This is a genomic window from Beijerinckia mobilis, from assembly GCF_000745425.1.
Lineage (GTDB): Bacteria > Pseudomonadota > Alphaproteobacteria > Rhizobiales > Beijerinckiaceae > Beijerinckia > Beijerinckia mobilis.
On the sequence record NZ_JQJH01000012.1, the window covers coordinates 15,810 to 41,769 of the forward strand.

General features: G+C 52.6%; 19 protein-coding genes and 1 tRNA gene. 14 read left to right on the top strand and 6 right to left on the bottom strand.

The features are described 5' to 3' along the window. Positions 1 to 158: 158 nt before the first annotated feature. A tRNA-Leu gene (locus DL88_RS10765) sits at positions 159 to 243 on the bottom strand. 398 nt (positions 244 to 641) lie between these two features. Here DL88_RS10765 and DL88_RS10770 point away from each other — a divergent pair. After that, positions 642 to 2,201, top strand: a complete 1,560-nt coding sequence (locus DL88_RS10770; protein ID WP_245270771.1) for a multicopper oxidase family protein — start codon at positions 642 to 644, stop codon at positions 2,199 to 2,201. Positions 2,202 to 3,118: 917 nt separating this feature from the next. Beyond that, positions 3,119 to 3,967 carry an FkbM family methyltransferase gene (locus tag DL88_RS10775; RefSeq protein ID WP_034995835.1) on the top strand — a complete coding sequence of 283 codons (849 nt, stop codon included), beginning with the start codon at positions 3,119 to 3,121 and terminating at the stop codon, positions 3,965 to 3,967. Positions 3,968 to 4,015: 48 nt separating this feature from the next. On the opposite strand, the gene DL88_RS10780 is transcribed toward DL88_RS10775, so the two are convergent. From DL88_RS10780 to DL88_RS10790, 3 genes are all read right to left on the bottom strand, one after another. Next, complete coding sequence (locus DL88_RS10780; protein WP_245270773.1) at positions 4,016 to 4,840, bottom strand: SGNH/GDSL hydrolase family protein; 825 nt, start codon at positions 4,838 to 4,840, stop codon at positions 4,016 to 4,018. Next, a complete protein-coding gene (locus tag DL88_RS10785; protein WP_034995839.1) occupies positions 4,765 to 5,895 on the bottom strand; it encodes an OpgC family protein in 1,131 nt (376 codons plus the stop codon). Before DL88_RS10785 ends, DL88_RS10780 begins: the two co-directional genes overlap by 76 nt. Before the next feature lie 189 nt (positions 5,896 to 6,084). Further along, entirely contained in the window at positions 6,085 to 7,629 is a 1,545-nt protein-coding gene (locus tag DL88_RS10790) for a bifunctional ADP-dependent NAD(P)H-hydrate dehydratase/NAD(P)H-hydrate epimerase (RefSeq protein WP_034995842.1), read from the bottom strand. Between the two features lie 657 nt (positions 7,630 to 8,286). Between DL88_RS10790 and hspQ the strand changes: the two genes are divergently transcribed. Continuing rightward, positions 8,287 to 8,616, top strand: coding sequence for a heat shock protein HspQ (gene hspQ / locus DL88_RS10795; protein ID WP_034995845.1), 330 nt, complete (start codon positions 8,287 to 8,289; stop codon positions 8,614 to 8,616). Positions 8,617 to 8,792: 176 nt separating this feature from the next. On the opposite strand, the gene DL88_RS10800 is transcribed toward hspQ, so the two are convergent. Beyond that, positions 8,793 to 9,557: an invasion associated locus B family protein gene (locus DL88_RS10800; protein WP_034995848.1), complete on the bottom strand. Its 765-nt coding sequence runs from the start codon at positions 9,555 to 9,557 to the stop codon at positions 8,793 to 8,795. Between the two features lie 302 nt (positions 9,558 to 9,859). On the opposite strand from DL88_RS10800, the gene DL88_RS10810 reads away from it, so the two are divergent. The 3 genes from DL88_RS10810 (at position 9,860) to DL88_RS10820 (ending at position 14,620) form a co-directional block, all read left to right on the top strand. Next, the gene (locus DL88_RS10810) at positions 9,860 to 11,680 is read left to right on the top strand and encodes an extracellular solute-binding protein (RefSeq protein WP_034995852.1); all 1,821 of its coding nucleotides are present in this window, start codon (positions 9,860 to 9,862) and stop codon (positions 11,678 to 11,680) included. Positions 11,681 to 11,989: 309 nt separating this feature from the next. Further along, complete coding sequence (locus tag DL88_RS10815; protein WP_034995854.1) at positions 11,990 to 12,640, top strand: DsbA family oxidoreductase; 651 nt, start codon at positions 11,990 to 11,992, stop codon at positions 12,638 to 12,640. Positions 12,641 to 13,492: 852 nt separating this feature from the next. Then, positions 13,493 to 14,620 (top strand): alpha/beta fold hydrolase, encoded by a 1,128-nt coding sequence (locus DL88_RS10820; protein ID WP_034995856.1) that lies wholly within the window; start codon positions 13,493 to 13,495, stop codon positions 14,618 to 14,620. Positions 14,621 to 14,912: 292 nt separating this feature from the next. Here DL88_RS10820 and DL88_RS10825 read toward each other — a convergent pair whose 3' ends face one another. After that, positions 14,913 to 15,149, bottom strand: a complete 237-nt coding sequence (locus tag DL88_RS10825) for a hypothetical protein (RefSeq protein WP_034995859.1) — start codon at positions 15,147 to 15,149, stop codon at positions 14,913 to 14,915. 937 nt (positions 15,150 to 16,086) lie between these two features. On the opposite strand from DL88_RS10825, the gene DL88_RS10835 reads away from it, so the two are divergent. From DL88_RS10835 to DL88_RS10870, 8 genes are all read left to right on the top strand, one after another. Further along, entirely contained in the window at positions 16,087 to 16,500 is a 414-nt protein-coding gene (locus tag DL88_RS10835) for a c-type cytochrome (protein ID WP_034995864.1), read from the top strand. A gap of 5 nt (positions 16,501 to 16,505) precedes the next feature. Continuing rightward, positions 16,506 to 16,901, top strand: a complete 396-nt coding sequence (locus DL88_RS10840; RefSeq protein ID WP_034995865.1) for a VOC family protein — start codon at positions 16,506 to 16,508, stop codon at positions 16,899 to 16,901. A 193-nt stretch (positions 16,902 to 17,094) separates the two neighbouring features. After that, on the top strand, positions 17,095 to 17,646 hold the full coding sequence (locus DL88_RS10845; RefSeq protein ID WP_245270775.1) for a Twin-arginine translocation pathway signal: 552 nt from the start codon (positions 17,095 to 17,097) through the stop codon (positions 17,644 to 17,646). A 27-nt stretch (positions 17,647 to 17,673) separates the two neighbouring features. Further along, entirely contained in the window at positions 17,674 to 19,242 is a 1,569-nt protein-coding gene (locus DL88_RS10850; RefSeq protein WP_034995867.1) for a GMC family oxidoreductase, read from the top strand. Positions 19,243 to 19,652: 410 nt separating this feature from the next. Then, positions 19,653 to 21,149 carry a porin family protein gene (locus DL88_RS10855; RefSeq protein WP_245270777.1) on the top strand — a complete coding sequence of 499 codons (1,497 nt, stop codon included), beginning with the start codon at positions 19,653 to 19,655 and terminating at the stop codon, positions 21,147 to 21,149. Positions 21,150 to 21,829: 680 nt separating this feature from the next. Continuing rightward, positions 21,830 to 23,488 (top strand): aromatic/alkene/methane monooxygenase hydroxylase/oxygenase subunit alpha, encoded by a 1,659-nt coding sequence (locus DL88_RS10860; protein ID WP_034995869.1) that lies wholly within the window; start codon positions 21,830 to 21,832, stop codon positions 23,486 to 23,488. Positions 23,489 to 23,778: 290 nt separating this feature from the next. Beyond that, entirely contained in the window at positions 23,779 to 24,837 is a 1,059-nt protein-coding gene (locus tag DL88_RS10865) for an FAD-binding oxidoreductase (RefSeq protein ID WP_034995871.1), read from the top strand. 29 nt (positions 24,838 to 24,866) lie between these two features. Further along, positions 24,867 to 25,940 (top strand): ferritin family protein, encoded by a 1,074-nt coding sequence (locus tag DL88_RS10870; protein WP_370736391.1) that lies wholly within the window; start codon positions 24,867 to 24,869, stop codon positions 25,938 to 25,940. Positions 25,941 to 25,960 lie beyond the last annotated feature (20 nt).

Here is a 25,960-nt window from a genome sequence, read left to right on the forward strand (position 1 = left end):
TCAACCCTTTTCGACTGACAGCTCTATTGGAATTGCGGCCGTTCGCGCGATGGCTGAAACATCGCCGCTATTCATTGTTCAAGAAAAAACGCAATGCGCGTGGTTTTCGGAACGGGCATCCGAAATCGGCCGGCAGAACCGGCCGTGAAACCGGATTGTGGTGCGGGCGAAGGGACTCGAACCCCCACGATTTTCATCACCGGAACCTAAATCCGGCGCGTCTACCAATTCCGCCACGCCCGCGATCCGCCGCGACCGATACCATCGCTTGCGGCGAGAACCGCCATTACATCGCTTCGGAAAACGCTCTATAGCAATGACGCGGCGCCGATGCAGCAAAAAAAGTGGCCGGCTTATGCAACCTCAAAGAGCAGGGGCACGAAAGGGTTGGTTTCAAAGTCGGCTCAATCCTCCTCTCCCGCCTGGGAACTGCTGGAAGACCCGTCCGGTTTCACAACCTCGCACGATGGGAACGCCAATTCCGGATGCCTGCGGTTCGATCGCATAGCCGCTCTAAACGTCCCGTCGACACATGGTTTTTTGACGAAATGACCCTCATGGATCTCATTCGGACGTGAGCAATCAAGTTGCTATAGTGCGCGCGAGCCTCTTCGGCGTTCACATCCTTCTTCAGACCGATCATGCAAGACATTTTTATGCTGCAAGGTTTTTCCATGAGCCGCCGTGACATGCTCAAGAACACGGCTCTGGCCGTGAGCTGTCTTCCGATTCTCAGGCAGGCGAAAGCTGAAGACAGCTTTCGGACGATTGAAGCACGCCGCGGAAGTCTGCGTCTGATGACGGAGCCGCAACCGGAAACCATTGTATGGGGGTTTGACGGAACCGTACCCGGGCCGATTCTGCGCTTCAAGAAAGGCGAGGAACTGAAAATTCGCCTTTCGAACAAGCTCGATCAGCCACTGACACTGCATTGGCACGGCATGCGCTGCCCCAACGCTATGACCGGGATCGGGGGGCTCACGCAACCGCCGGTATCATCCGGTGAAACTTTCGACTACCGGTTCACGCCACAAGACAGCGGGCTATTCTGGTATCATTCCCATGTGCTTCCCTGGACGGGCGAGCAGTTGGGCCATGGCCTTTACGGCATCATCGTCGTCGACGAGGAAGAGCCGCCGCACAGCGATTACGACATTCTCCTTATTTTCAGCGACTGGCTGCTAACTCCCACGGGAGCGATCGAAAACAATTTCACCGACCGGCAGACGGCGATGGGCATCGGCCGCATCGGCTCGCTCATCACGGTCAATGGAAAGCCGATTCCGTTCGAACAATCCCTGACACCCCGCAGCCGGGTCAGATTACGCATCGTCAGTGCCATGGATTCACGCGTGATGTTCCTCGGTTTCGATGCTTTGCACCCGCGTGTCATCGCCGTCGACGGCATGCCCTGCGATCAATCCTTCGAGCCTCTCCGGCAAACGATCCCAGCAGGACCAGGCTCCTGCTTCGACCTGCTCTTTGATGCGCCGGAGACCGAAGAGACGGAAGCGCGGCTCCTTTTGCGTGCGGATAAAGCACCCGACCTGCCGCTCGTCCTGTTCAAAACCACCAGGGAAGCAGCGCGGCCGCAATTGTCTCCCATTCCCTCGCTGCCGCATAATCCTTTGCTGCCCGCCGCTATTCCGCTGCAAGCCGCATTTCGCTTCGACCTCGTAATAGAAGGCGGCAATTCGCCCGAAGCAAAGGCGGCTTCCGAAAAGTCCGGTTCTTCCGCATCGAAACCGGACGAAACCAAAGGACAAGCCGCGCCCCCAAAAGCCGATGAAACACAAAAGCCGCTGCAACACCCTGATACAGAAGCCATTTCCAAGAATGCAGCACGGAAGGCGGAAGCCGCCACCGGGGATGCGCCACTCTTTTGGCAGTTGAACGGAAAATCACAACCAGGTTTTTCCACCACTCCCCTCTTTTCCATCAAAAGGGGAACAACAGTGACGCTCGCCTTGATCAACAAGACAGCCTTTGTGCAGCAAATGCGTGTTCATGGCCATTGCTTCCGCTTGCTGCATGATCTCGACGACGGCTGGGAGCCTTACTGGCGCAATGCGGTACTGGTGCCGCCTGGACGCACCAAACATCTCGCCTTCATCGCTGACAATCCGGGTAAATGGCCGATCGAAAGCCTGATGGCTGCGCGTCAATCAACTGGCCTTGCAGGCTGGTTCGAAGTGATATGAATTCGGAAAAAACCCACTAACTGTCAGTTTATAAGGTTGCCATGATATAGAAACATTGCAAGGTTACATAAATTAATTCTCATAAAATACTGTTTCACCACACAATCATCCGAGACCTTCACCTCAAGCATCTCGGCAGGCCGGGCAGTGCCGATCATCCATGCAAAAGACGGATCGGCACCGAAACATATTGCACGTGCTACATTTTTCCGAAGACAAGGCGGCGACGAGGAGTCATTAAAATCCTCCACGTCAACGTAACTATCAACTGATAAAAAGATGTTTGACTATTCCGATTTCAAGGGCACAATTTATTGGTATCGTCGCTTGGTGCATTATTCGGCGACATTGAATCACGCCGCGATTCCATCTTTTTGAAAATACTCTAATTTTTTGAATGCAGCGTTTCTGTATAGATCCGAAACGATCCGAGCGAACCCGCATATCAGTCCCTGAAACTATGCCATTTAGAACACTATATTCGCATTATAGCTCAAGCTTAACCTACTGGCACACAATATCCCTCCCCGCTCGCCGTGTATTTTGATACTCGCGGACGAGCCGTGAATAAAAGCACGTTTATTGTACAAAACAACAAACAGGATGAGTTTTTGAGGCTTTTTGACCTCGAAATGTTAGCGTTGTACCGGAACTTATTGATGTGGATCAATAAACTGCGGCCAACTATTTTGCATTGCTCCGATTTTTCGGCCGATACGTAGCCCATTCGCGCAAGCAGCAATGCCTCTTAATTTCTTAAACCAAAATTTTAAGTCCCAATAACTTTTGATAATGCACAGCGCCTCATTCTGGATCTGTTCGATATTAAATTCGGAAGTCCCGATCTATGAGCAGACAAGCTCTTGATCACATACAAATCTCATGTATATGAGATACATAATGAGAGGTGACTTCACATGTTGGGAAGAACACAATTCATTTCATGGGTCGATCAGTTTCCCTATATCAGCCGTATGCTGCGCGATTATCGTGACCACAAGGCTTTGAATGAGCTCACATGGGATAAAGTTGAAGGCTATGAATTTTCCCTTTGGGGAGGTAACTGGCTCGCAGCCGGTGTGTATGGCGACCATGGCCTCCACGAGAAAGATGAGCTTGATATCATTGCAAAGCTCATGACTGATGCGGATATCCTTCTCGATGTTGGTGCCAATTCAGGAATTTTCAGTTGTCTTGCAGCGAGCCTCGGAAAACAGGCCATAGCATTCGAGCCCATGCCGGCAACGCTCGCTATTCTTTTAAAAAACATAAAAGCGAACAAATTCACGCAAGTCGTTGAAATTCTGCCTGTAGCCGTAGGCGAGGGATTGGAGATATTGCCTTTTTTCGGCAGGGGACAAGGCGCGTCACTCGTACCGGGATGGGGCAAACACCGTGCCTTTGATCATATCCTCGTTCCCTCGATCAGCCTCGATCAACTTTTGGCTGACCGTCTGAAGGGATTAAGAGTCGTCATCAAGATCGATGTGGAAGGCTATAAGATCGGAGTCCTCAAGGGAGCGACCAAGCTCCTGCAGACACGTCCCCCATTATTGATAGAAAATTCCGTATCACGAAATCATCCGGATGGGCTTAATCCATATTTTGAGCCCATTTTCAGGATGTTGTGGAATTTCGGATATACCGCCTATATCGCTAATTCGGAACGCCAGAAGGTCACCGAAGATATGCTGATCTCCTGGGTGAAAGCGCGAAACATGGATAACGGCACCGAGAATTTCGTATTCATGCCGAATTACCAATAAGAAGATTGATTGACCGCAGTCACCAGCACTTGAACAGGATTCACGCCATCATTTTCCGGCCGGGCGAAACTTTCTCAGATAGACACTGGCGATCACTGCCCGAGCGACATATTCGGCCATGCATTGATAGCCGAGATCGTTCAAATGAAACTGGTCGCTCATCATGAGCGGCTGATTGGCGCGTGTTTTGGCGATGAAACGCATGGCATCGTAACGCCGCACATACAAAATCCCGGTATCCTCGGCAATCCTGCGAATCCTGTCGTGAATTTCATAATAGGCCGCATCCTTGGCGAAACGCGGAACATATTGCATGCCGACGAGGGCGACATCGATGTGATTGTCACGCAACCAGCCGATCGTCGAACGGACCGTCTGCTCGAATTCATTAGGGTCGACGCGCGACAGCGCATCGTTCATGCCCACTTGCCACAAAACGAGATCCGGCATCTCCGTCACGACCTCGCTTTTGATCCGTTCGGCGGAAGTCGATGCGACCTCTCCCGGGAGACCGCGGTTGATGACATCGATATCGGAGCCCTTCAATGACGTTTCGAGAAGGCTCTCGATGCGCATGGGATAGCTCTTGATGCCGGACGGCGCTCCATAAGCAAGATCCGAGGAAGATCCGATCGCCAGAATGCGCAAGGGCTTCATCTGCTGCAATCGAGCAGAAACATTCGGCATTGGTACCGGCGAGGACAGGTCCGACGCTGGCACGTCGCAAGCGGGGCTGAGAGGAGGTGGCGCCGGCTCTTGCGTTTGGGCGAGAGCCACGGCCAATCCCTCATGCTGGATCAACCAGCTGAGGAGGCAGAGGCCGGCAGCGAGACGGCGGCTTCCCCGCGCCGCGCCTGCAATTGATTTCGCCACTCCGATACCCATGCAACCCAACCCATGATCCCTATGCCGAGGATAACGAGGATTGCATCGGTTGCAACTCTCCCGCCGAAGGCAAAGCGGAAAATCTGCCCACCGAGACTAAGCAGTGATCCTATGCAGAAAACATTCAAGGAGTTTCTGCCGAGCATCGCGAAAAAACGTGCGAGTGATTGGACATGCTGCATGATTCGAGGGAACAATCCGCCAAACAGAGCGACGAGAGCCAGACTGCTCAAAAGCGGCACGGGAGATAGATAGGTCTTGTCGAACATGAACAGAAGTTTCGGCTCCGGTAAGGAAATCGGATCCGGAGCATAATCCAACAAAGCGAATGGCACTCCGATGATCGCTACCGGCAGAGCGAGCATACGCAAGAGTTTACGGTTGCGGCGGGCCCAGCCCCCGAGACCATCACGGCCGGCGAAGAGAAAACCCAACACATAAAGAATTTGCCAGGCAAAAGGATTGAAGAACCAGGTGCCCTCTACCGGCCATGTCGGCAGATTGAAGCCAGTGATCAAAACCGCAAAATAGGCTGCAAGGGAAAGCGGCAGAAGAAGATAAGGCGCATAGCGGAAAATGAGCGCGATTCCGGGTGCCATGAAGGTGAGCACGACATAAAGCGGCAGAATGTTGAAATAGCCAAGCTGGTAGGTGAGGGTCACGAGGCCGATATGCGCGCGGATCGGATCGAGAAAAACGGCGGAGGCATTGTGCCAATCAAGCAGAAAAGGTGCATCGAGCAGGATCGAACAGGCAGCCAGCATGGCAATGGCCAGTTCCGTCAAAACGGCCTGCGCCGCGTAGAGTGATAGAGCCCTCCCCCCGAGCCGCACCACCAGTGCCGCCGGAGACAATTTCGAGGCCGATCCCTGGACCAGAAGCCGCATCGCCCACCCCGCGAGAAAGACGAACAGCTCGGCTGAATCCGATAGTGCGGCATTATGGAAGGTCACGCGCTCAAAGGTTAGACCAGGGATATGATTGAGGAAAATGGTCACGAGCGCAAAGCCACGCCAGAAATCGACCTCATTGGCGGCCCGCATCAAACCTCCAAATTCGTTTTCATGATCGCTGAGCCCGTTTCTGCGAAGATTGGCATCCAGCAGAGCGTCGCGCCTTCGATAGACGGTTGGGTTCGTTCCTTCAGCTGCTGTCCCCTCCTTAAAGCATCGGTCTTGAAGGCTCCAGAGCACGCGGGTCGGGCTTCATGAAAGACCCATTGGGCACCCGGTTCAAGCGAGAGGGGGGTCGAGAAGTCTGCGCAGGACAGCCGGAAGCAGTTCGGGCAGATCTTCGGCGATGAGGCCCGGTCCAAAGGCTGCTCCGCATTCGCCATGCAGCCAGACCGCCGCAGCTGCAGCCTCGAATGCGGGCATGTGCTGGGCCAAGAGGCCGCCGATGAAACCTGCCAACACATCCCCCGAACCAGCGGTTGCAAGCCAGGGTGTGGCATTATCGGCGATGAACACGCGTCCATCCGGTGCAGCGACAACCGTGTCAGGTCCCTTAAGAACGACCACACATTTCAAGACTTGCGCCGCCGCACGGGCGCGATCAGGTTTGGATTGGCCCGCAAACCCATTTTCATTCGCAAACAAGCGATCAAATTCCCCTTCATGGGGCGTAATAACAACGGATGTATCCGCTGCCATGATCGCCTGGAGCAACCGCTCTCGATTTTCTGCGAAACTGGTGAGAGCATCGGCATCGAGGACGATGCCGCGCGGCACCGCCTCCGCATCATTGGCACATGCGGCAAAGATCGTTTCGACAGCCACCCGCGCATCTTCGCCGATGCCAAGACCCGGCCCGATGACAACGGCATTCTTGCGACGGTCCTCCAAAAGCCCATGCAATTCCGGCGGACTATCGCAGACGCGTGTCATAATGGCTGTAAGCGCGCTTGCATGTACCGGCAAGGCGGCGCTCGATGTTGCTACAGTGACGAGACCGGCACCGATCCGCAGGGCACCGCGCGCGCTGAGCCGGGCAGCCCCCGTCTGGGCGACAGGTCCCGAAACGACGACAGTATGACCGCGTGTATATTTATGCGCCTCGATACTCGGCACCGGAAAATCACCGATCCAGGCCTCTGGCCGGTTGAGGAAAGTTTTCGGCTGAATCTCGGCAAGAACCGTCTCCGCAATGCCAATGCCGATGACAATGGTCCGGCCACAATGCACACGCCCGGGAAGAAGGACATGGCCCGGCTTAAGACGAAAAAACGTCACCGAGATCTGCGCCCTGACGGCGACTCCCTGCACTTCTCCACTGGTTCCATTGATTCCGGACGGAAGATCGACAGCGAGGATCGGGTTCCCGGTGCGTTCACTCCAGGCATTCATGCGTAATACGAGTTCTCTTGCGAGCCCTTCAAGCGGCCGGCAGAGGCCAGCCCCGAATAATGCATCGATGACGAGATCCGCACTTTCGAGATCGATCTCTTGCGCCGGCAAGATGGGGCCATTCCAGGCGCGTGCAGCGCTATCGGCATCGCCATGCAAGGTATCGCGCTCGACGAGAAGGCCAAGATCCACCTGAAATCCATGCACGGCGAGCAGACGCGCCGCGACAAAACCGTCGCCGCCATTATTGCCCGGCCCGCACAGAACCACGATACGGCCTTCATCCGGCATAAGCCGCAGAGCTTCGCGGGCGACACCCGCCCCGGCCTGCTCCATGAGAAACGAACCGGGTACGCCCGATTCGATCGTCAGAGCGTCGGCGGCAGACATCTCCTTATTATTGAGGAGTTCGAGATCGGAAATATGGGACATGGGATAGGGCCACCAAAACCAGTGCGGTCATGTGAACGGATGATGCTGCGGAGGGATCAGAGGGTAGGATGATATATCCGAATTCCACTGGAATTCGGGGTTCCGTTCTTGCAACTTATTCTTATCCAGTGATTTGCAAGAATGTACCGCCTTATTTCACCGGAATGGCGGTATATGAGTTACAAATCTGGCGAGCCATGCAGCTTTCTTGACCAGTGATCAAGATATCCGCGCTCGCATTCAACAGATTTGAGATTATGGCATTCACGGCGACGCTACAGGCATGAAGCCAAACAAAGCTTGTGGATTGGATGATTGCCCTGTCTCACAATCGGTATCACCGACTGAATGTTGCAATGGAGCGGGCCTTCGTTGACGCCTTCGCGTGAGAGGAATATGGTGAATCAAAGATTTGGTAGAGTTTAAAGTTTTACCGGGCATGCTGCGCCCCATTGTGCCTATTTTAAAACAAGCGCGGGATCGAAAAACTGCGACGATGAAACGGCTCATTGGATTATTCTGAGGTAATCTTGCTGCCGCTCGATGAACCAGCACGGTCCAGCTCCGGTTTGCCAACACCCAAACCATGGCCGATCCGTTTCATGCTAAAAGCCACATAGTGTGGATGATCGAAGCCAATCTTCATAAAATCCGTTCATGAAATCACGCACCGCGAAATTCGGCATAGGCCAGGTCGTCCGGCACCGGAAATATCCTTTCCGGGGCGTCATTTACGATGTCGATCCTGTATTTGCGAATACAGAGGAGTGGTGGCAGGCGATCCCGGAGGAAGTCCGGCCTCACAAGGACCAACCTTTTTACCATCTTTTCGCTGAAAATGCCGAAACCGAATATGTCGCCTATGTTTCGGAACAGAATCTGATGCCGGATACGTCGGGAGATCCTTTGCGCCACCCCCAGGTGGAGGAGGTCTTCATCCGCGCGCCGGATGGTGCTTATCAGGTACGCAGCGCCCGCTTGAACTAAGAAAGCCATGCAACGACAGCGGCAGCATCGGCGAGTGCAAGCCGTCCTGCGACAGCCCCCCTGTTGGCAACATCTTGCGTGCAGCCTCCCGGGCTTTCCCAGGAAACCCGCCATCGCAGAGGCTAAATCCCGATGAGATTTGCTCATCGGGATTGGTAATGATCCGTTGCAGGATCCTATTTGCCAGCCGGCGCGGGAGCGGGAGTGGCCGGAGGCGTGGCGTTCGGAGCTCCGGGTTTCTGCTGCGATGCTTCGAGACGCTTGCGCTCTTCCTCGGCACGCTTCTGCAATTCCGCCTGAAGCTTCTTCTGCTGTTCCTCAAGCACTTTCGGGTCGATCGGCGGTCCATCAAACGCCTTGCCAAACCCGGCCAGGGGCACAACGAAAGTGACCTCGTTATTGACCTGATTCTTGACCGCAACGTTGAAAGAGTTGCCCTTACGCATCTGATCGATCGTCGCGCCCTTGACTTTAGCTTCGGCGAAGCAGCCATTCGGGAAGCAAAGTTCGAAGGACCCTTCGATGGTCGGGCTCTTGTCCACCGAGAAGCGCAGACCTGGACGCAGGAGAAGTCCGACAGGCATCAGCAGACGGACGACACGAGCGTCCTCGCCTTTGACATCGTAGACTGCGAGCGCCAGAACCGGTGGTTGATCGGCCTGCGAACCGAAATCACGTGTCGTGTAGCAGACTTCCTTGCCGGAAGCAGGATCGCGGCCGCAGACTTTCGTCCATTCCATCTGTGTCGCAACAAGATCCAGACGAACCGGCCCTTGCGGTTGCTGTGGAGCCTGCGGGGCTTGTTGGGCTTGCTGTTGGGTATTGGGCGCCGGTGCGGCAGGCTTGCGGGCTTGCGCCATGGCCGGGTGCATGGTCACAGCTTCCACGAGAAGCCACCCGGCAGCACCAACGGCGGCCATGCGCTTCAACGAATTCGGCATGCATTTTCCTTTCAGACGATCTGCCTTGCGATGTCGGCCCCCATGCGGTCCGCACGGACCGCACCTGCTTCCTCCCATATGCCCGGGCTGTGGTGGCATTGGGTCATGCGGACGGGGTTAAGCACAGGAATCGCACTTTGCAAGCCCGACACGGGAAGCTTTTCTGAAAATTTTGAAAGATCGCCACCAAACAAACCTAAACGTTCAATTATCTCCTACTTTCCGACCATTTGCGAAATGCTTAATCTTTTCTTGCTTTCTTCACTCCGTTCCAATGATGCGGCTTCACCCGGTTGTCCTTGATGTTTTTTGTCCTGAACAGACTCATAGTCGCTTTACTGCTCTTGGCCGTCGGCTATCACGTACCGGCTTTCGCCGCGTCGCCGCTTGTAGCGAGCCATGCGATTGCCATGCATGGCGCTCCCGCGCTGGCCGAGGATTTTCACGCTTTTCCCTATATCAATCCCGATGCGCCACGCGGAGGACATCTGCGGCTTGGCTTTCAAGGGACTTTCGACAGTCTCAATCCATTCAATCTCAAGGCTGGATCGACGGCGCAGGGGCTCATCGGCAATATTTTCGAACCGCTGATGACACGTTCCCTCGATGAGCCTTTCACGCTCTATGGCCTCATCGCCACGACCATCGAAACCGATGACGCGCGCGATTCAGTGGTGTTCCACCTCAATCCCAAGGCGCATTTTTCCGACGGGCGAAAAATAACCTCCTCCGACGTTCTCTTCAGCTTCAATCTTTTGAAGGCGCACGGACGACCGCAGCATCGCGTCGCTTATGGAATGGTCAAGAGCGCCAGCGCGCCCGACGATGAGACAGTCCGATTTGAACTCGGCGCCGGCCAGGATCGGGAACTGCCGTTGATCCTCGCGCTGATGCCAGTTCTACCCAGCCACCGTATCGATCCTGCCTCATTCGATGAGGCGTCGCTACAGCCTCCCATCGGCTCCGGCCCCTATATTCTGAACGAAGTCCGGCCAGGAGAACGGCTCGTTCTAGAACGCGATCCGCATTATTGGGCCGATGATTTGCCCGTGCGCCGCGGGCTCAACAATTTTCAGACGATCACCATCGATTATTTCCGTGATGCCAACAGCATGTTCGAAGCCTTTCGTGCTGGCCTGCTCGATTTCCGTGAGGAGACAAGCCCTTCAAGATGGCTTTCGGCCTATGATTTTCCGGCGCTGAGGGAAGGCAGGATTTTCAAGGAAGCCCTGCCGGTGGGGGGTCCCAAGGGTATGGAAGGCTTTGTCTTCAATCTGCGGCGCCCGCTCTTTCACGATATCAAAGTACGCGAGGCCCTGAGCGCGCTCTTCGACTTCGATTGGATCAACGCCAATCTGTTCGGCAATCTCTACCGCCGCACCCAAAGCTTCTTTGACGAATCGGAACTCGCTTCGACCGGGCGGCCGGCGAGCGAGGCGGAACGCAAGCTTCTCGCCCCCTTCCCTGGCGCGGTGCGTGAGGATATTCTCGAAGGCCGTTGGCACCCCCCGCAGACCGATGGATCCGGGCAGGACCGCATCCAGCCGCGCCGCGCCCTCGCCTTGCTGCATGAGGCAGGGTATGATTTGCACGATGGCGTTTTGACGAAAGACGGCGTGCCATTCACCTTCGAGATCATGGTGAAGGACCGCAACCAGGAGCGGCTGGCGCTCGAATTTGCGCGTTCTCTGACCCGCATCGGCGTCACCGCGAAGGTCCGCCTCGTCGATGAGGTCCAATACCAAAGGCGCCGACAAAAATTCGATTTCGACATGATGCTCGGCAGTTGGGCCGCATCAGCCTCGCCGGGGAATGAACAAAGATCCCGCTGGGGATCGCAAAGCGCCGATCAGGAAGCCTCGTTCAATCTGGCGGGCGTCAAATCCCACGCTGTCGACGCGATGATCGATCAATTGCTGGCCGCCCGTTCGCGCGAGGATTTCGTTACCGCAGTGCGCGCCTATGATCGGGTCCTGCTGTCGGGCTTCTACATCGTGCCACTGTTTCACTCGCCAACACAATGGATCGCAGGTTCGGCGCATCTCGGGAAGCCGGCAAATCTGCCGCATTATGGTTCACCAATTGGCAGCGCGACGCTTGAGACCTGGTGGATGAACCAGTGACGATTGCAAAATTGCCCGCCAAAGGTCCTCGGAACTCCGCATTTGGACAATAGGGACGCATCGGCTGAATTGTTTTGCCGAAGCGCGCAACCATTGATCTCGCCCTACCCACTTCGCACCATCCTGCGGAAAGGCTATAAGTTTTATATCGATGTCTTGCCCGTGATCTCCTGGCGCAGCTGCATTTGTCGCGTCGCCACGCACTGTTGCCGCGAAAGTCCGGGACGGTCCGGCTGTTGCTTTGAATTTGGAAGTTCCTTCACCTTGTCCGTTCAATTGAATCGAAAGGTCAACACATGAGTCTGCGCCGTGAGTGAGAGTGATCCTGGTCCCATACCGATCGATATTGTCGGCGATATCGTCTCAGTACCCTGTTTTCTCGGTTTGCGATTGGTCAACGCCGTCGTCAATTCCGTGCCGGGCCTTGCGGCAGATATCCGGTGGTATCCGTTTCAGATCGATCCGGATTTGCCGCCGGAAGGACTCGATCGCACAACCTATCTGCTGAAGACCTACGGCGACAGCCAAGTTGAAGCAGTTTTGGAGCGCGAAGCCCAGAGCGCACGGGAATTCGGGATCGAATTGGCCCTTGACGCCATCAAGCGTCAGCCGAACACATTCGATGCCCATCGGCTCATCCGCTATTCTTACAGGTTCGGAATACAGACACAAATCGTCGAACGGCTGTTTCAGGCTTTCTTTCTGCAAGGTCTCGATATCGGCGATCGCGCCGTCTTGGTCGCCGTGGCGGCGAAAGCCCGTCTTGATCCCAGGGAAGTAGAAACTTTTCTCGCTCAAGGCGATGACATCGAGGCACTCGAAAAGGAAATGTCCGATATACGCAGCGCCGGTGTCACGGAGGTTCCGAGATTTACGATCGCCGGCAAGACCGACATCATCGGCCTGCAATCGGCAGATGTCTTCTCCGATAGCCTGTTCAATGCCATAGAACAGGAATAAGCCGCAATATCAATCAGGCGTGGGGTCGGACTTATCTGATCCCTCGTTCACGATAGCTGTCTTGGACCAGCGCAAGTTCATCGCGCGGCATGATCATTCCCACTTCAGTTGACCCAGATTACGGCCTGGAGCACCCTCCTCCCATTGGAAGCATTTGCGCCGCCCCTGCCATTCGACACCATCAATTAGTTCGGCATAAACCTCGGCCCTGGCTTCAGCCCCTCCTACCCCACGGAAGAATTGTCTTTTGATGAGCCATGCTCATGAGGCTTCATGCATGCAGAAATTATCACATCAATTTGAACCGGCACGTGCCGCGAAAATTTTCATTCTCGTGCTGACCCGTTGCTGATCAATTGGGCGTGTACACGTCGCTCTCTCATCCTCGACGATGACAGCTACGATCGCCCCCTTTGAATGCTCGTCATCCACCGAACCAGACATATTTCGATGTTGCCGACCGGTTCCCGTTAAAAGATTTTCCAACAATTCTGAATGACTTAGCGGCTCCATACCATTGGAAATACGATTATTTTTTTGTAAATCGTTTCTGGATATCTCAAATATCTAGAACCTCCTTCTTTCAAACCCTCGAGATTCGGGCGCCCTGTCGCATTGAAAATCGTCTTGAAACCCGATGACACCCCGGTTCATATTACTGACGTCCGATGATGACAGTGATCCAGAGCTTATCGCCCCCGTTGCACGCCGAGCCGACAGGCGTACGCTTTAACATTCCTCATCAGCCGAAACCGTCTCTTCTTGGGGAAAGGGGCGATTGTCATAGACGCCAGACGTCATGAGATCCTGTTTGCTTCGAGTGAGAATCATCCAGTCGAATTGGAGAGATCTATGGACCAGCCTAATTCTACTCCCACAGGAGAATCCCAAAGTTTCGACCTCCCCTTTTTCTGGCCTTTCGCCAAAACGGCTGTCGATCTGACCGAGCATAATCTCGACGCCTGGACGAAAAATCTTGAGTTTTTCTCCGAGGAAGAAAAGTTCGAGGCGGTTCTCGAACCGCACCTTGCCACGGAAAACCGGCTCCGGCTCGATTTGCGGACGATGCGGTTTCGCGATTACTCAAAGCCGGATCCGAAAGGAATCCCAACGATTGTCGACGCGCCATACGCTGGACATTCCGCCATGATCGCGGATTACCATAAAGGCCAGAGCCTTATGGAAACCTTGAGCGATAACGGCATTGATCATCTTTTTCTAATCGATTGGAAATCAGCAACCCCCGATATGAAAGATCTAGAGATCGATCAATATCTGGCCGAGATTAATGTATGTGTCGATGATCTCGGCGGGCGCGTCAATCTCGTCGGCTTATGTCAGGGCGGCTGGATGTGTGCGATGTATGCGGCACGCTTTCCCGAAAAGGTTGCGAGTCTCGTCCTCGCCGGCGCTCCGATCGACACGGATGCGGGTAACGGCCCGATCAAGCAAATGGCCCAAAGCTATCCGGTATCATTCTACGAAGAACTGGTGCGGCTCGGCGGCGGGCTGATGCGTGGCCGTTTCATGCTGGCTGGGTGGAAGAACATGCATCCGGAGGAGCATTACTTCAAGAACTACATCGATCTCTATCAACATATCGATGATCCGGATTACATTTCGAAAGAGGAAACATTCCAAAGCTGGTATGAACATCCCATCGATCTGCCGGGACGCTGGTATCTTCAGGCCATTGTACAGCTCTTCAAGGAAAACCGTCTCGCCAAAGGTACATTCGTTGCGCTGGGCAAGACACTCAACCTGAAGTCCGTCACCTGCCCTGTCTATCTGCTCGCGGGAGAAGCGGACGACATCACGACCAAGGAACAGGTTTTCGACGCCGACAAGTATCTTGGCACCGCACAGGATCAGATCAAAAAACAGCTTGTTCCCGGCGGTCATATCGGGCTTTTCATGGGATCACATACACTTAAGTCCGCCTGGCCGGGAATAGCCACCTGGATCGCTCAGATACACTAGAGCGTTTCGGATGTTTGCGAACTGCTCCACCTGGAAAAGTTAGAGCATTAAATAATATAAAAATGGATGATCGCCCGATCCAACAGGCGATCATCCATCATGGTTTCATCTCGTACCGCGTTTTCATCCCGCCATGCCAGAGCATGAGAAAATTTGCTCTTTATGCCGATCTTCCGAACAGCAATGCGGAACACTCGTGATCAGTCGCAAATTTCCTCGTTGTCTTCGCCGTCATACTCGACACATCACAACCGAAAACACAGTCAGTCCGTCTTCTTTTCCCCTCTGGCCGTTATCGAGTTTCCGACTGAGGGTGGCGGTGAATATGTGGATTGATGGTCGGCACCTGTCTGCTCTTGGCCTGACCGCCTACGGCATCGGAAGACGATTCCGAAGGTGAATATTGCGGTGCGTCACCTCTCATTTTTTCGAGCAAAGTCGCGAAGGGATCATAAGTTTCCGCTGCCAAACCTTGGCCAATGACGAAGTTGGTACCGATAAGGACGGCGATGATGCTCAAAAATTTCATAGAAGAACTCCTCGACCTTCAAGGCAAAACGCAAACATTCGGACGAATACCAGACGCTGCTCGTTCAGAAGCCCCTCTTCCGATAAACCCGATATGCGAAAGCGCATCAGGCGTCGAAATAACGACGGCCTCATAAGCCCCCCCCTGGCATCAAGGTCGCATCTTCCTCGCCCCCGCGTTCCATAGTGTTGAAGCTTCGCTCCGTAATCGGAATGCAGAGCAATACTTCAATTCTCCACAAATGCATTCGATGCATTCTGGAACGGGGCTGCTGCGCAGTTGATTTTCCGATGCGGAATATGTTCCGCCCAAAACTTCAGCATTTTGCCGCAACTTTTCCGCTCACTCCAATATAGGGACGACGCGCGTTTAGATAGAGTTATTTGAGCAAGACACCATTGCAAATGCCGCATGAAACCGAGCATCGATAGCTCTCTACCATCAGCCAGCGGCTCCGTATTTGTGTCAGATAATTCTTCAACGACATCTCAATCACACCAAGTCATCATCAGCCATCAATGGATTTCCCGACAACCCATCTTGACCGTTGTTTTGAGAATCCAAGCCCACTCATCTCATAACTCAAGCTTTGCAACAAATTTTTACTGGTGCACCAAGATCTCTGTGAGGTCTTTCGCCCAGATCGACGGGATAAATCTGCAAATCGGGAAAGTCGCCTGAAACCTCCCGTGACAAAGATCAGTTTCTGCCTCGATATAGTAAAGATCAAGCTGCTGCATGACGCTCGCCATCGCCCCTTTCAAGCGGGAAAAATCAATAGGCGCGTCCTCTTCCCGGCAAAGCCGACGCGGCAGGCGTCGCCGAAATTGAGGACGTAGTATCTCGCTACTACCTCCCCCCTCCGCGATGCAGATAAGCTTCTTGGCCAAATCATAAATATCAGGCGGTTCTGCCTGAGCCAGGGAGTAATTTGCCTATGGACGGCAGACGTTTAGCGGTGGCTTGGCCGCTCTTTGCTGCAGCAGCCATCATTTTTCAGAGTGGACACGTCGTCGCCGAAGACGTGAGGCTCGATCCGATGGAAATTGGAAAGCAGCAGTTTCAGACGAGTTGCGGCACTTGCCACACAGCTGAGGAAGGGGCGGGTAATCGCCAAGGTCCCAATCTCCATTCCGTCTATGGCCGCAAAGTTGGAACAGCGCCGGATTACCATTATTCAGATGCGTTGAAATCCGGTGATTGGGTCTGGACGGAAGCGACACTCGATCCGTGGCTCACCAATTCTCAAAAGGCCCATCCCGGAACTTTCATGAATTATCGTCAGGCGAATGCCGATAAACGGCAAACTGTCATCGCCTATCTCAAATCTCTCTCGAAAAAAGTCGAGTAGTATCCATGACCAAAGCTATCCATACAATGCTGCGTGTTCTCGAAGAAAACAGATCCGTTGCTTTTTACAACACAGCCTTTGGCCTGACGATCGCCGACCGCTTTCCCTTCGATGGCTTTACACTCGTCTACCTGCGCAGTCCCGATGCCGATTTCGAGATCGAACTGACGATCAATCATGATCGGAAAGAACCCTACAATCTCGGTGACGGTTACGGACATATTGCCTTTGTGACTGCCGATCTCGACAAGGAACATGCCCGGTTTGAGGCCAAAGGTCTCAAACCCACCGCAATCAAGGAATTTTTCCGTGAAGGTGGCCTGATGGCCCGCTTCTTCTTCGTCCAGGATCCTGACGGATATAAAATCGAAGTCCTGCAAAAACATGGGCGATACCGGTAACAGCCGTTTCCGTCGCCAAGCTAACATTTGCTCGACATTCCCCATGAGTGCTCGACATTCCCCATGAGTGATTGTCGCGCAGAAGCAGAGGGAGAGTTCTCCGCGATCGAGAACACCAAATCCAGATGCATCGTGTTCATCTGGATTTGAAATAATTAAGTAGCAAGATTAACATACACATCGGGAGGAACGGATGAGCATGCAAGGGGACCATCATACGAGCCCCGACGATCTTGATCGTCGACGCTTTCTTAAAGGATCCGCGTTACTTTCTACTTCAATGTTTATCGTCGGCACCGCGCTTATTCACCCGGGCGAAGGTTGGGCGGTCGAGGCCACCGGCCTGAAACCGGCGACAATGCAAACACTTATCAAGATGGCACGCGATATATATCCGCACGATCAGATTGCCGACAAATATTATGCCATAGCTGTTAAAGGCTACGATCAGAAAGCCACCCAGTCTTCAGATATCAAGACCCTCATTGAAAAAGGCGTTGCTCAGGTCGATCAAATCGCCAAGGAACGGCATAATCGCGTTTACACAGCAATCATTGACGAATCACCTCGCGTTGAAATTCTTCACGTGGTTGAAGGTGGTCCCTTGTTTACAATGCTACGTGCCGGCCTGATCGTTGACCTCTACAATCAAAAGGAGCTCTGGCCACTTTTCGGATATGAAGGCGAAAGCGCTTCCAAAGGCGGGTATATACGGCGCGGTTTCAACGACCTCGCGTGGCTTTGAGCGGATCACGTGGCAGGAGCAAAAATCATGACATCATTTCCTCTCAATGATGACTCTGTCGTCGTGATCATCGGGTCTGGTGCCGGCGGTGGCACCCTGGGAACGGAATTGGCTCTTAAGGGTGTCAAAGTTGTCATCCTTGAAGCCGGTCCCCGTATCGAAATCGAAGATTTCATTAACGACGAATGGGCGTCGTTCGCGCAGCTCTCTTGGTCTGATAAACGTACGACATCAGGGAGCTGGCGGGTCCACAAGGATTTCCCCAATTTGCCTGCTTGGATCGTGAAAGCTGTGGGCGGAACCTCCATTCACTGGGCAGGTGCCTCGCTGCGGTTTCAAGACCATGAATTCAAAGCCCGCACGCATTATGGAAATGTGGAAGGCGCCAACCTTCTCGATTGGCCTATTACCCTGGGCGAGCTGGCGCCTTATTACGAAAAGGCCGAGTTCAAAATGGGTGTCACGAGAACCAATGATATCCCCGGCCTTCCAGGTAATAACAATTTCAAGGTTCTCGAAGCTGGCGCAACGAAGCTCGGTTATAAGGAAGTCCACACTGGCCGAATGGCTATCAACTCCAGACCCCGCGATGGTCGCGGTAGCTGCCAGCAGATCGGCTTCTGTTTTCAGGGCTGCAAATCCGGGGCGAAATGGTCGACGCTCTATGCCGAACTCCCTAAAGGCGAAGATACCGGCAATCTTGAGGTGAGGCCCGAAAGCCACGTCCTCAGGATCGAACATGATGGATCCGGCAAGGTCACTGGAGTCGTTTACGCCGATAGCAACGGAAAGCATCAACTCCAGAAGGCCAGAGTCGTCTGCGTTGCCGGCAATTCGATCGAAAGTCCCCGAATCCTTTTAAATTCGGCGTCCAATCAGTTCCCTAACGGTCTCGCCAATTCATCCGGCCAGGTCGGGCGAAATTATATGCGCCACACAACCGCCGCCGTATTCGGTGTTTTCGACAAGCCGGTTCATATGTATCGCGGGACAACGATGGCAGGCATTGTGCGCGATGAAAGCATACATAATCCCGAACGCGGATTTGTCGGAGGCTATGAATTCGAAACGATTTCAGTCGGCTTACCATTTATGGCTGCGTTCCTCGATCCCGGTGCCTGGGGCCGTAAATTCACCGCCGCACTCGACTCGTACCCAAATATGGCCGGCCTCTGGATCGTCGGCGAAGACATGCCGCAGGAAACCAATCGGATTACGCTCAACAAAGATATCAAGGACAAATTCGGTATGCCAGTACCGAACGTCCATTATGACGACCACAAAAATGATATCTCCATGCGTAACCATGCCTATAAACAAGCCACAGCTCTTTATGAGGCAGCTGGCGCCACTCATGTTTACCAGCAAACGCCCTATCCATCGACCCATAATCTCGGAACGAACCGCATGTCCGCCAATCCCCAGGACGGCGTCGTGAATAAGTTCGGCCAGACCCACGACATCAAAAATCTTTTTGTGTCGGATGGCTCTCAATTCACGACTGGCGCCGGCGAAAATCCGACATTGACTATCGTTGCCCTGGCCATCCGACAAGCGGATTATATCGCGGGAGAAATGATGAAACGCACCATTTAGCAGCCAAATTTCCTCACATGACTTTGGAGCGTCTTTCATTAGATTTCCGTCACGGGACGCTCCACCTTTTATCGCCCAGCACTAACGACTCGGCGAATGTTTTTCGTCAGCCGAACAAATATTTCCGCACTTTCCTCAGCGCGTATCTCGGCAATATTAGTAGATCGCGTTAGAGACCATGACATGTTCTTGTATCCACAAAGCCCGATTCATCGGCATGATTTGCTGCGCAAGACTGTCATCGCTCCTAATTGGCTCTTGACGAGCCCGTCTTCCAATGACATCGCGCGGCAATGCAGATAGAAAACTTATGCCATAATTAGTAATAACAGTATGTCATCTAAATGCGAAAACGCACACTAGCACAATAAAGAACAAAGTTGTTTTGCTCAGCATCCTGGGAGGGAGAGTTGATTAGATTCATCAAGTCAAAAAAGACACACAAATCTCTCCCGAAAATAATCACCTGTCTTCTCCTCTTATCCGGCTCCGGCTTCCTTTTCCTTCCCAATTCTGTCCGCGCTGATACGACGGACGAATTGTTGGATCAACTTAAACGTAAAGGGGTGCTGTCTACGTCTGAATTCAAGACTCTCAAGGAAAGACACAGAAGAGAATTACAGGCGCGACACGAAAAGTTACAAAGAAACAACCAGGTTATTGTCGGTACGCGTAGTGGAAGAGGGCCTCTTGGGACACCTGACGATCATTACGTAAAGGCAGCTGACAAGGGGATTGGGCTACGGATAGGCGCGGTCGACGTGACTTTGAATGGAGCCGTTACCTTCTTCGCCACGCAGGCCTTCAACCCCTCTCATGGGCCTCAAGTGGACGGTTCCTTGATGACAACGGGCGCAAACAATAGTTTCGCCATCCGTGGTGGTTTACCCCCGAGCCTTCTAATCCTGAGCCTTGCCACCAACCAAATGGGTTATGACCTTGGCTTTACAGCCGGATTTTATACGGGCGGCACGAATGTCAATCCAGGTCTCTTAAACGCCAATGGTGTAGGCGCGGCAATTGGCCTTGGCACCCCCGGAATCGACGTGCGTCAGATTTTTGGCACCATCGGTTCGGCTGATTTCGGTACGGTGAAAATAGGACGTGATCTTGGTCTGTTCGCTGGCGACGCTATTTTCAGTGATGATACGATTTTCGGAGCAGGTATTCCTTATTTTAATACAGCGCCACATAATTCCACGCTTGGACGTATCGGATATGGATATGTTTATGCTGATTATATACCGCAGATAAGCTATACGACGCCCAACTTCCAGGGATTTACCGCCTCTATTGGCGCATTTTCGCCGCTACAGATGTTCGATTTTACGGGCGACTCCGGTACGATGACGAGCCATGATCAGCCCATGTTTCAAGGTCGCCTCAAATATGCCGGCGCTCTGACGGAAGGCGTCAAAGTGACGGCTTGGACGAGCGCTCTTACACAGCAGCATCGCGCGGAAATAGGTGACGCGATCAATCTCGCACCAGGTACGAATATTCGCGCTTTCGCGGTCGATGCAGGCACTAAATTCGAAATCGGACCGGCGAACTTCGTCGTTTCAGGATATTATGGCGTTGGCCTCGGTAATGTTGGCTTATTTTTTGATGGCATCACGGTCAACGGCATTAAACGAAAATCGTATGGTGGTTATGCGCAAGGTAGCTACATGATCACCGATCGTCTCAAAGTCGGTGGCAGCTATGGCATCAGCCTTTTGGAAGCTGTTTACGGTGATCCGACCACTCTCATTCGTTCCAGCGATGCCTATATTGGATTCGCCCGCTATAAATTGACAGACTGGTTCTCATTAGAAGCTGAGTTCATTCATACCACTCAGCGCAATCAGACTGGCAACGGATTTAGTAACAATGCAATGATTCTCGGATCCGTCTTTGCATTTTAACATACCGCTTTTGATCAACACACCGCATGCACGATGCATTATGAAATCGTGTTAGAGAACTGAGCGGACAGACCAGAACAAGTAAATACGCTTCAAAGTCCATGAGAAACCCAAGTTGTCGCCCTACCCTCACTTCTAGGGCACTGGCTCTACTTTATTTTCCTATGCTCGCCTCGGAGCAAATTGACACCTGTCGAACGGTGATCGGCTCTATCCAATAGTCGAAATTCCCGTTACCTCCGCCGCCAAACTCGCAGCGTGAGCTATGGTTCTGTTCAGATTTCCCGCACATTTCGGAAAATTCAAGCTGTGTTGCAAAACGCTACACGGATAATTCTAACATATTGTCTTTACTTGTAATTATTTGCGACAGTTATTTGTAGCGTTGCGCAACAAGAAAGCCACTAAAACGACAGTTTGCAAATCAGAACATTTCCATATCATATTGTATTTACTTATATTTTCTATCTGGTACGCATATTGCCGTTATCATAGTGGATGATAGCTCGGTTGTAGCTATCGTCGTGATGCAGGGTAGAAAAGCAATTAAGTCCTGAATGCACTCGAAGCCATCAGGGGTTTGGAGGCAAAGCGGGAAACGAAAATTCGAACGGCGTATCAACGTCGTAGCCTGCAGCGAAATATCTGGACAAGCATGAACGAATGGGAGGAATGTCCTTATGAGTCTTTCACTGACCAGCATCACCCAACAAAAAGGAATGCCAATAGCGGAAGCGACGCGGAGAATAGCCGATCTCGGCTGGACTCCTTCTTATGTCAAGGAAGCCATGGCTTTTCCGACTGATTACAAAATATCCCGTCAGCCGAAAGATCCGATGAAGCAGGTCCTGCGCTCCTATTTCCCCATGCAGGAGGAAAAAGATAATCGTGTCTATGGCGCACTTGATGCGGCTTTGCGTGGTGATATGTTCCGCAATGTCGATCAACGCTGGGTCGAATGGATGAAGCTGTTTCTTGCAATCATTCCATTCCCGGAAATTTCCGCCGCACGTTCAATGGCGATGCTCGGCCGGCTAGCACCTGGAGACGACTTGCGCACCGGTTTCACGATGCAGATGGTTGACGAATTTCGTCATTCAACCATCCAAATGAATCTCAAGAAATGGTATATGGAAAACTATATTGATCCGGCCGGCTTTGATATCACAGAAGCCGCCTTTGGAAAATGCTACGCGACAACAATCGGACGTCAGTTTGGCGAGGCCTTCATCACCGGTGACGCTATCACTTCTGCCAATATCTATTTACAGGTTGTCGCCGAGACAGCATTTACAAATACGTTATTCGTTGCCATGCCATCAGAAGCGGCTCGTAACGGTGATTACGCACTACCAACTGTCTTTCTTTCCGTTCAATCGGATGAATCACGTCACATTGGCAATGGTCACTCATTGTTGATGTCCATCCTCAACAACCCTGACAATCATCTTCTCCTAGAACGCGATATTCGGTATGCTTTTTGGCAAAACCACGCGATCGTCGATGCGGCAATCGGCACCATCATCGAATATGGCACGAGAAATCGCGATAAAAAGAAGGAATCCTACGCCGAACTTTGGCACCGCTGGATTTATGAAGATTATTATCGCACCTATATGCTGCCACTTGAAAAATACGGCATCAAAATCCACCATGATGACGTGCATCAGGCTTGGGAGGATATAACCAAAAACGGTTATGTCCATAAAGTTGCCCAATTCTTCTCTGCTGGCTGGTGGGCGAATTTCTGGCGCATCGATCCGCTCGACGAACGTGATTTCGACTGGTTTGAATATAAGTATCCAGGCTGGTACAATGAATACGGTGCGTGGTGGGAAAACTACCGTAAACTTTCGAAGCCTGGCAGCGTGCCAATTACATTTGCGGATACCGGCTACGTCTATCCACATCGTTGCTGGTCGAACCTTGTCCCGTGCGTCATCCGTGACCAATTGAAAGTCGATGAAGTCGACGGACAACTCTATACCTACGGTAGTGAAGTTGACCGCTGGACCCATAAAGAAGCCTTTTCCGGCGAATATAAGGGTCGCGCGACCCCGGCTATGGGCCGTTTCAGCGGGCGCAGACAATGGGAGGAACTCTACGACGGATGGGATGTCGCGGACGCGATCAAAGATATGGGTTTCGTGCGCGCAGACGGAAAGACGCTTATCGCCCAGCCGCATCTATCTCTCGAAGAGAAAGACATGTGGACACTCGACCATGTCCGCGGCAACACTATCAAAGCACCGATCACTACGCTTCGATCCCTGTCTCCTGAAGATAGAGAAAAGCATATTGCGGAATATCGCAAAGGCAGCGCGATAAGGCTCGTGTAATCATCTATGAAGACAAGAGCAGAATGATGTCAGATCGATTTCTGAAGAACGTTATTCCGCGTCTTCTGCTCTTGTTCTTCATGGAAAGTTACAACGTCTCTCACTGGGGAACTGAGCGTTATGCGTCTTCAGCTCACCTAGATGAAGAGCGCCCTTTCCTGTAAACACGTCGGTTTTCTCGTCGATGTTTAGAACGGTCACCTGTCCACCAAATCAGGTCCTATATTCGTACTTCATATCGTATCGTAAAGAACGATCGAGACAAAAAAGATCCACTAGGGAGGTCTCCTTTGGTTAATAAGCCGGACACGACCAAGCCCCGTCACCTGGTCCGTCTGCAACCTACAGGCACGGAATTCGAGGTCTACGAGGGAGAAACCGTGCTAAATGCCGGTTTCCGTCAGGGCGTTGCCCTGATTCACGGATGCAAGGAGGGGCAATGCTCCGCCTGCAAGGCCGTCCTGCTCGACGGCGATGCAGAGATGTTGAAATATTCAACTTTCGCGTTGCCCGAATCTGAACGCGAAACCAATCATGTTCTCTTGTGTCGTACGCTCGCCTACAGCGACCTCGAGATCGAATTATTAATGTTCGACGAAGATCTGCTGTCACATTCAATCGCGGTGCGTGAGTTTGCGGGAGAAATCGTCACGATCGAGCCTCTAACAAATGACATCCGGCGCTTGGTCGTTCATCTCGATTCTCCGATGACATTCTTTGCTGGGCAATATGCGGATATCACATTGCCCGATGGCTCATTGACGCGTTCCTATTCGATGGGCAGCCCGCCAAGTAATCCACAACTGCTCGAGTTCATTATCAAATGTTATCAAGGGGGCCGCTTCTCGTCTCGACTGGATGGCGAATTAAAACCCGGCGCTAAGGTCATGATCACCGGTCCTTACGGCACCTGCTTCCGCCGAGAGCATAGGGAGGATACACCCTTGTTACTGATTGGCGGCGGTTCGGGTCTTGCGCCACTTTTATCGATTCTTTCCGATCAAGTCGCGGAGGCCCCCAATCGTAAGATACGCCTTTATTATGGAGCTCGGACAAAGGCGGATCTCTTCTGGCTCGACCGCTTTCACACACTCACGCAAGAACTGCCCGACTTTCGCTTTGTCCCTGCTCTATCTGCAGCAGAAGATGATGACAGCTGGGAAGGCGAGCGTGGCTTTATTCACGAAGTCCTTCAACGCGCGCTTGCCGCCGATGGATTAGAAAATGGTGCCGATGCCTATGCCTGCGGCCCAGCACCTTTGATCGACGCCGCAATTCCCGTTCTACAGGTCGCTGGTGTCGAGCCAGACCGTATCTATTTCGACAAGTTTACGCCAGCAATCGGATAAATAACATTTAGGAAGGAAATCCCATGAATATGCAAGCAACAATCGAAGAGGAAGCCGTTTCCGGAGCCGCTGGAACAAAGACATTCCCGAGCTCTGATAGCCGTAAATATAATTATTTTGAGCCGAAGGGACGCAAGGCGACCCATTACGAGGATGTGACGGTCGACGTCCAACCCGATCCGGAACGCTATCTCGCGCAGAACTGGATTATCTCATTTGCAAATGGCGATCCTACCTATAGCAAAGATTGGACCTGCATCAAAAGCGCTAACTGGCATCTTTTCCGAGCGATTGACCAGGAATGGGAAAGAAACCATTACCAGCGCCAATCGACAATTGTCGGAATGATTGAGAACGTGATTCAGAATGGTCGGCGTTCCGGCGCCCCCTCGCGTTTTGATAAGCAATGGGTCGGAATCCTGCAAGATCATCTCGGCGCCTATAAACACTTCGAATATGGCATAGGCGTCGCACTTATGAATGCGCAGCGTCGCGGCTATACGCAGATGATTAACAACGCGCTTTTGACGAATAGCTCTTATAAACTGCGTATGGCGCAAGATATCACGCTTTATCTGGGTGAAATCGGGCTCGATATTCCAGGATTCGATCCAAGCGCGGGTAAAAAGCATTGGCTTGAAGATGAAATCTGGCAGGATACCCGCCGCGCAATCGAGACGGTGATGGGAACCAACGATCATCTGGAACAATATTTTGCAATCAACGTCTGCCTGGAGCCTCTCGTCGGCGAGCTCTTCCGTAATGGCTATATCGCTCAACTCGCCGCGGCACAAAATGATTTCATGACCCCGTCTGTCGTATCAGCCGGCGAAGCAGACTATGATCGTAACCTTGCAAACACCGCCGAGCTTTTCATTACGCTCGTCAACGATCCGACTTATGGCGCCGAGAATAAAGCTATTTTACAGGATTGGCTGAAGACCTACGGAGGCCTCGCTCTATCAGCCGCGCACAACCTGGAACCGCTTTGGTCACTTCCAGCCGTAAAGATTGCGCAATTCGCAGGCGCTTTGCAGGCCCAATTGGAACGCATCGACACAATCACTAATGCAATCGGGCTCACTCCGTTAGCACGACACTGAGACGAACCTCTTCATCTCGT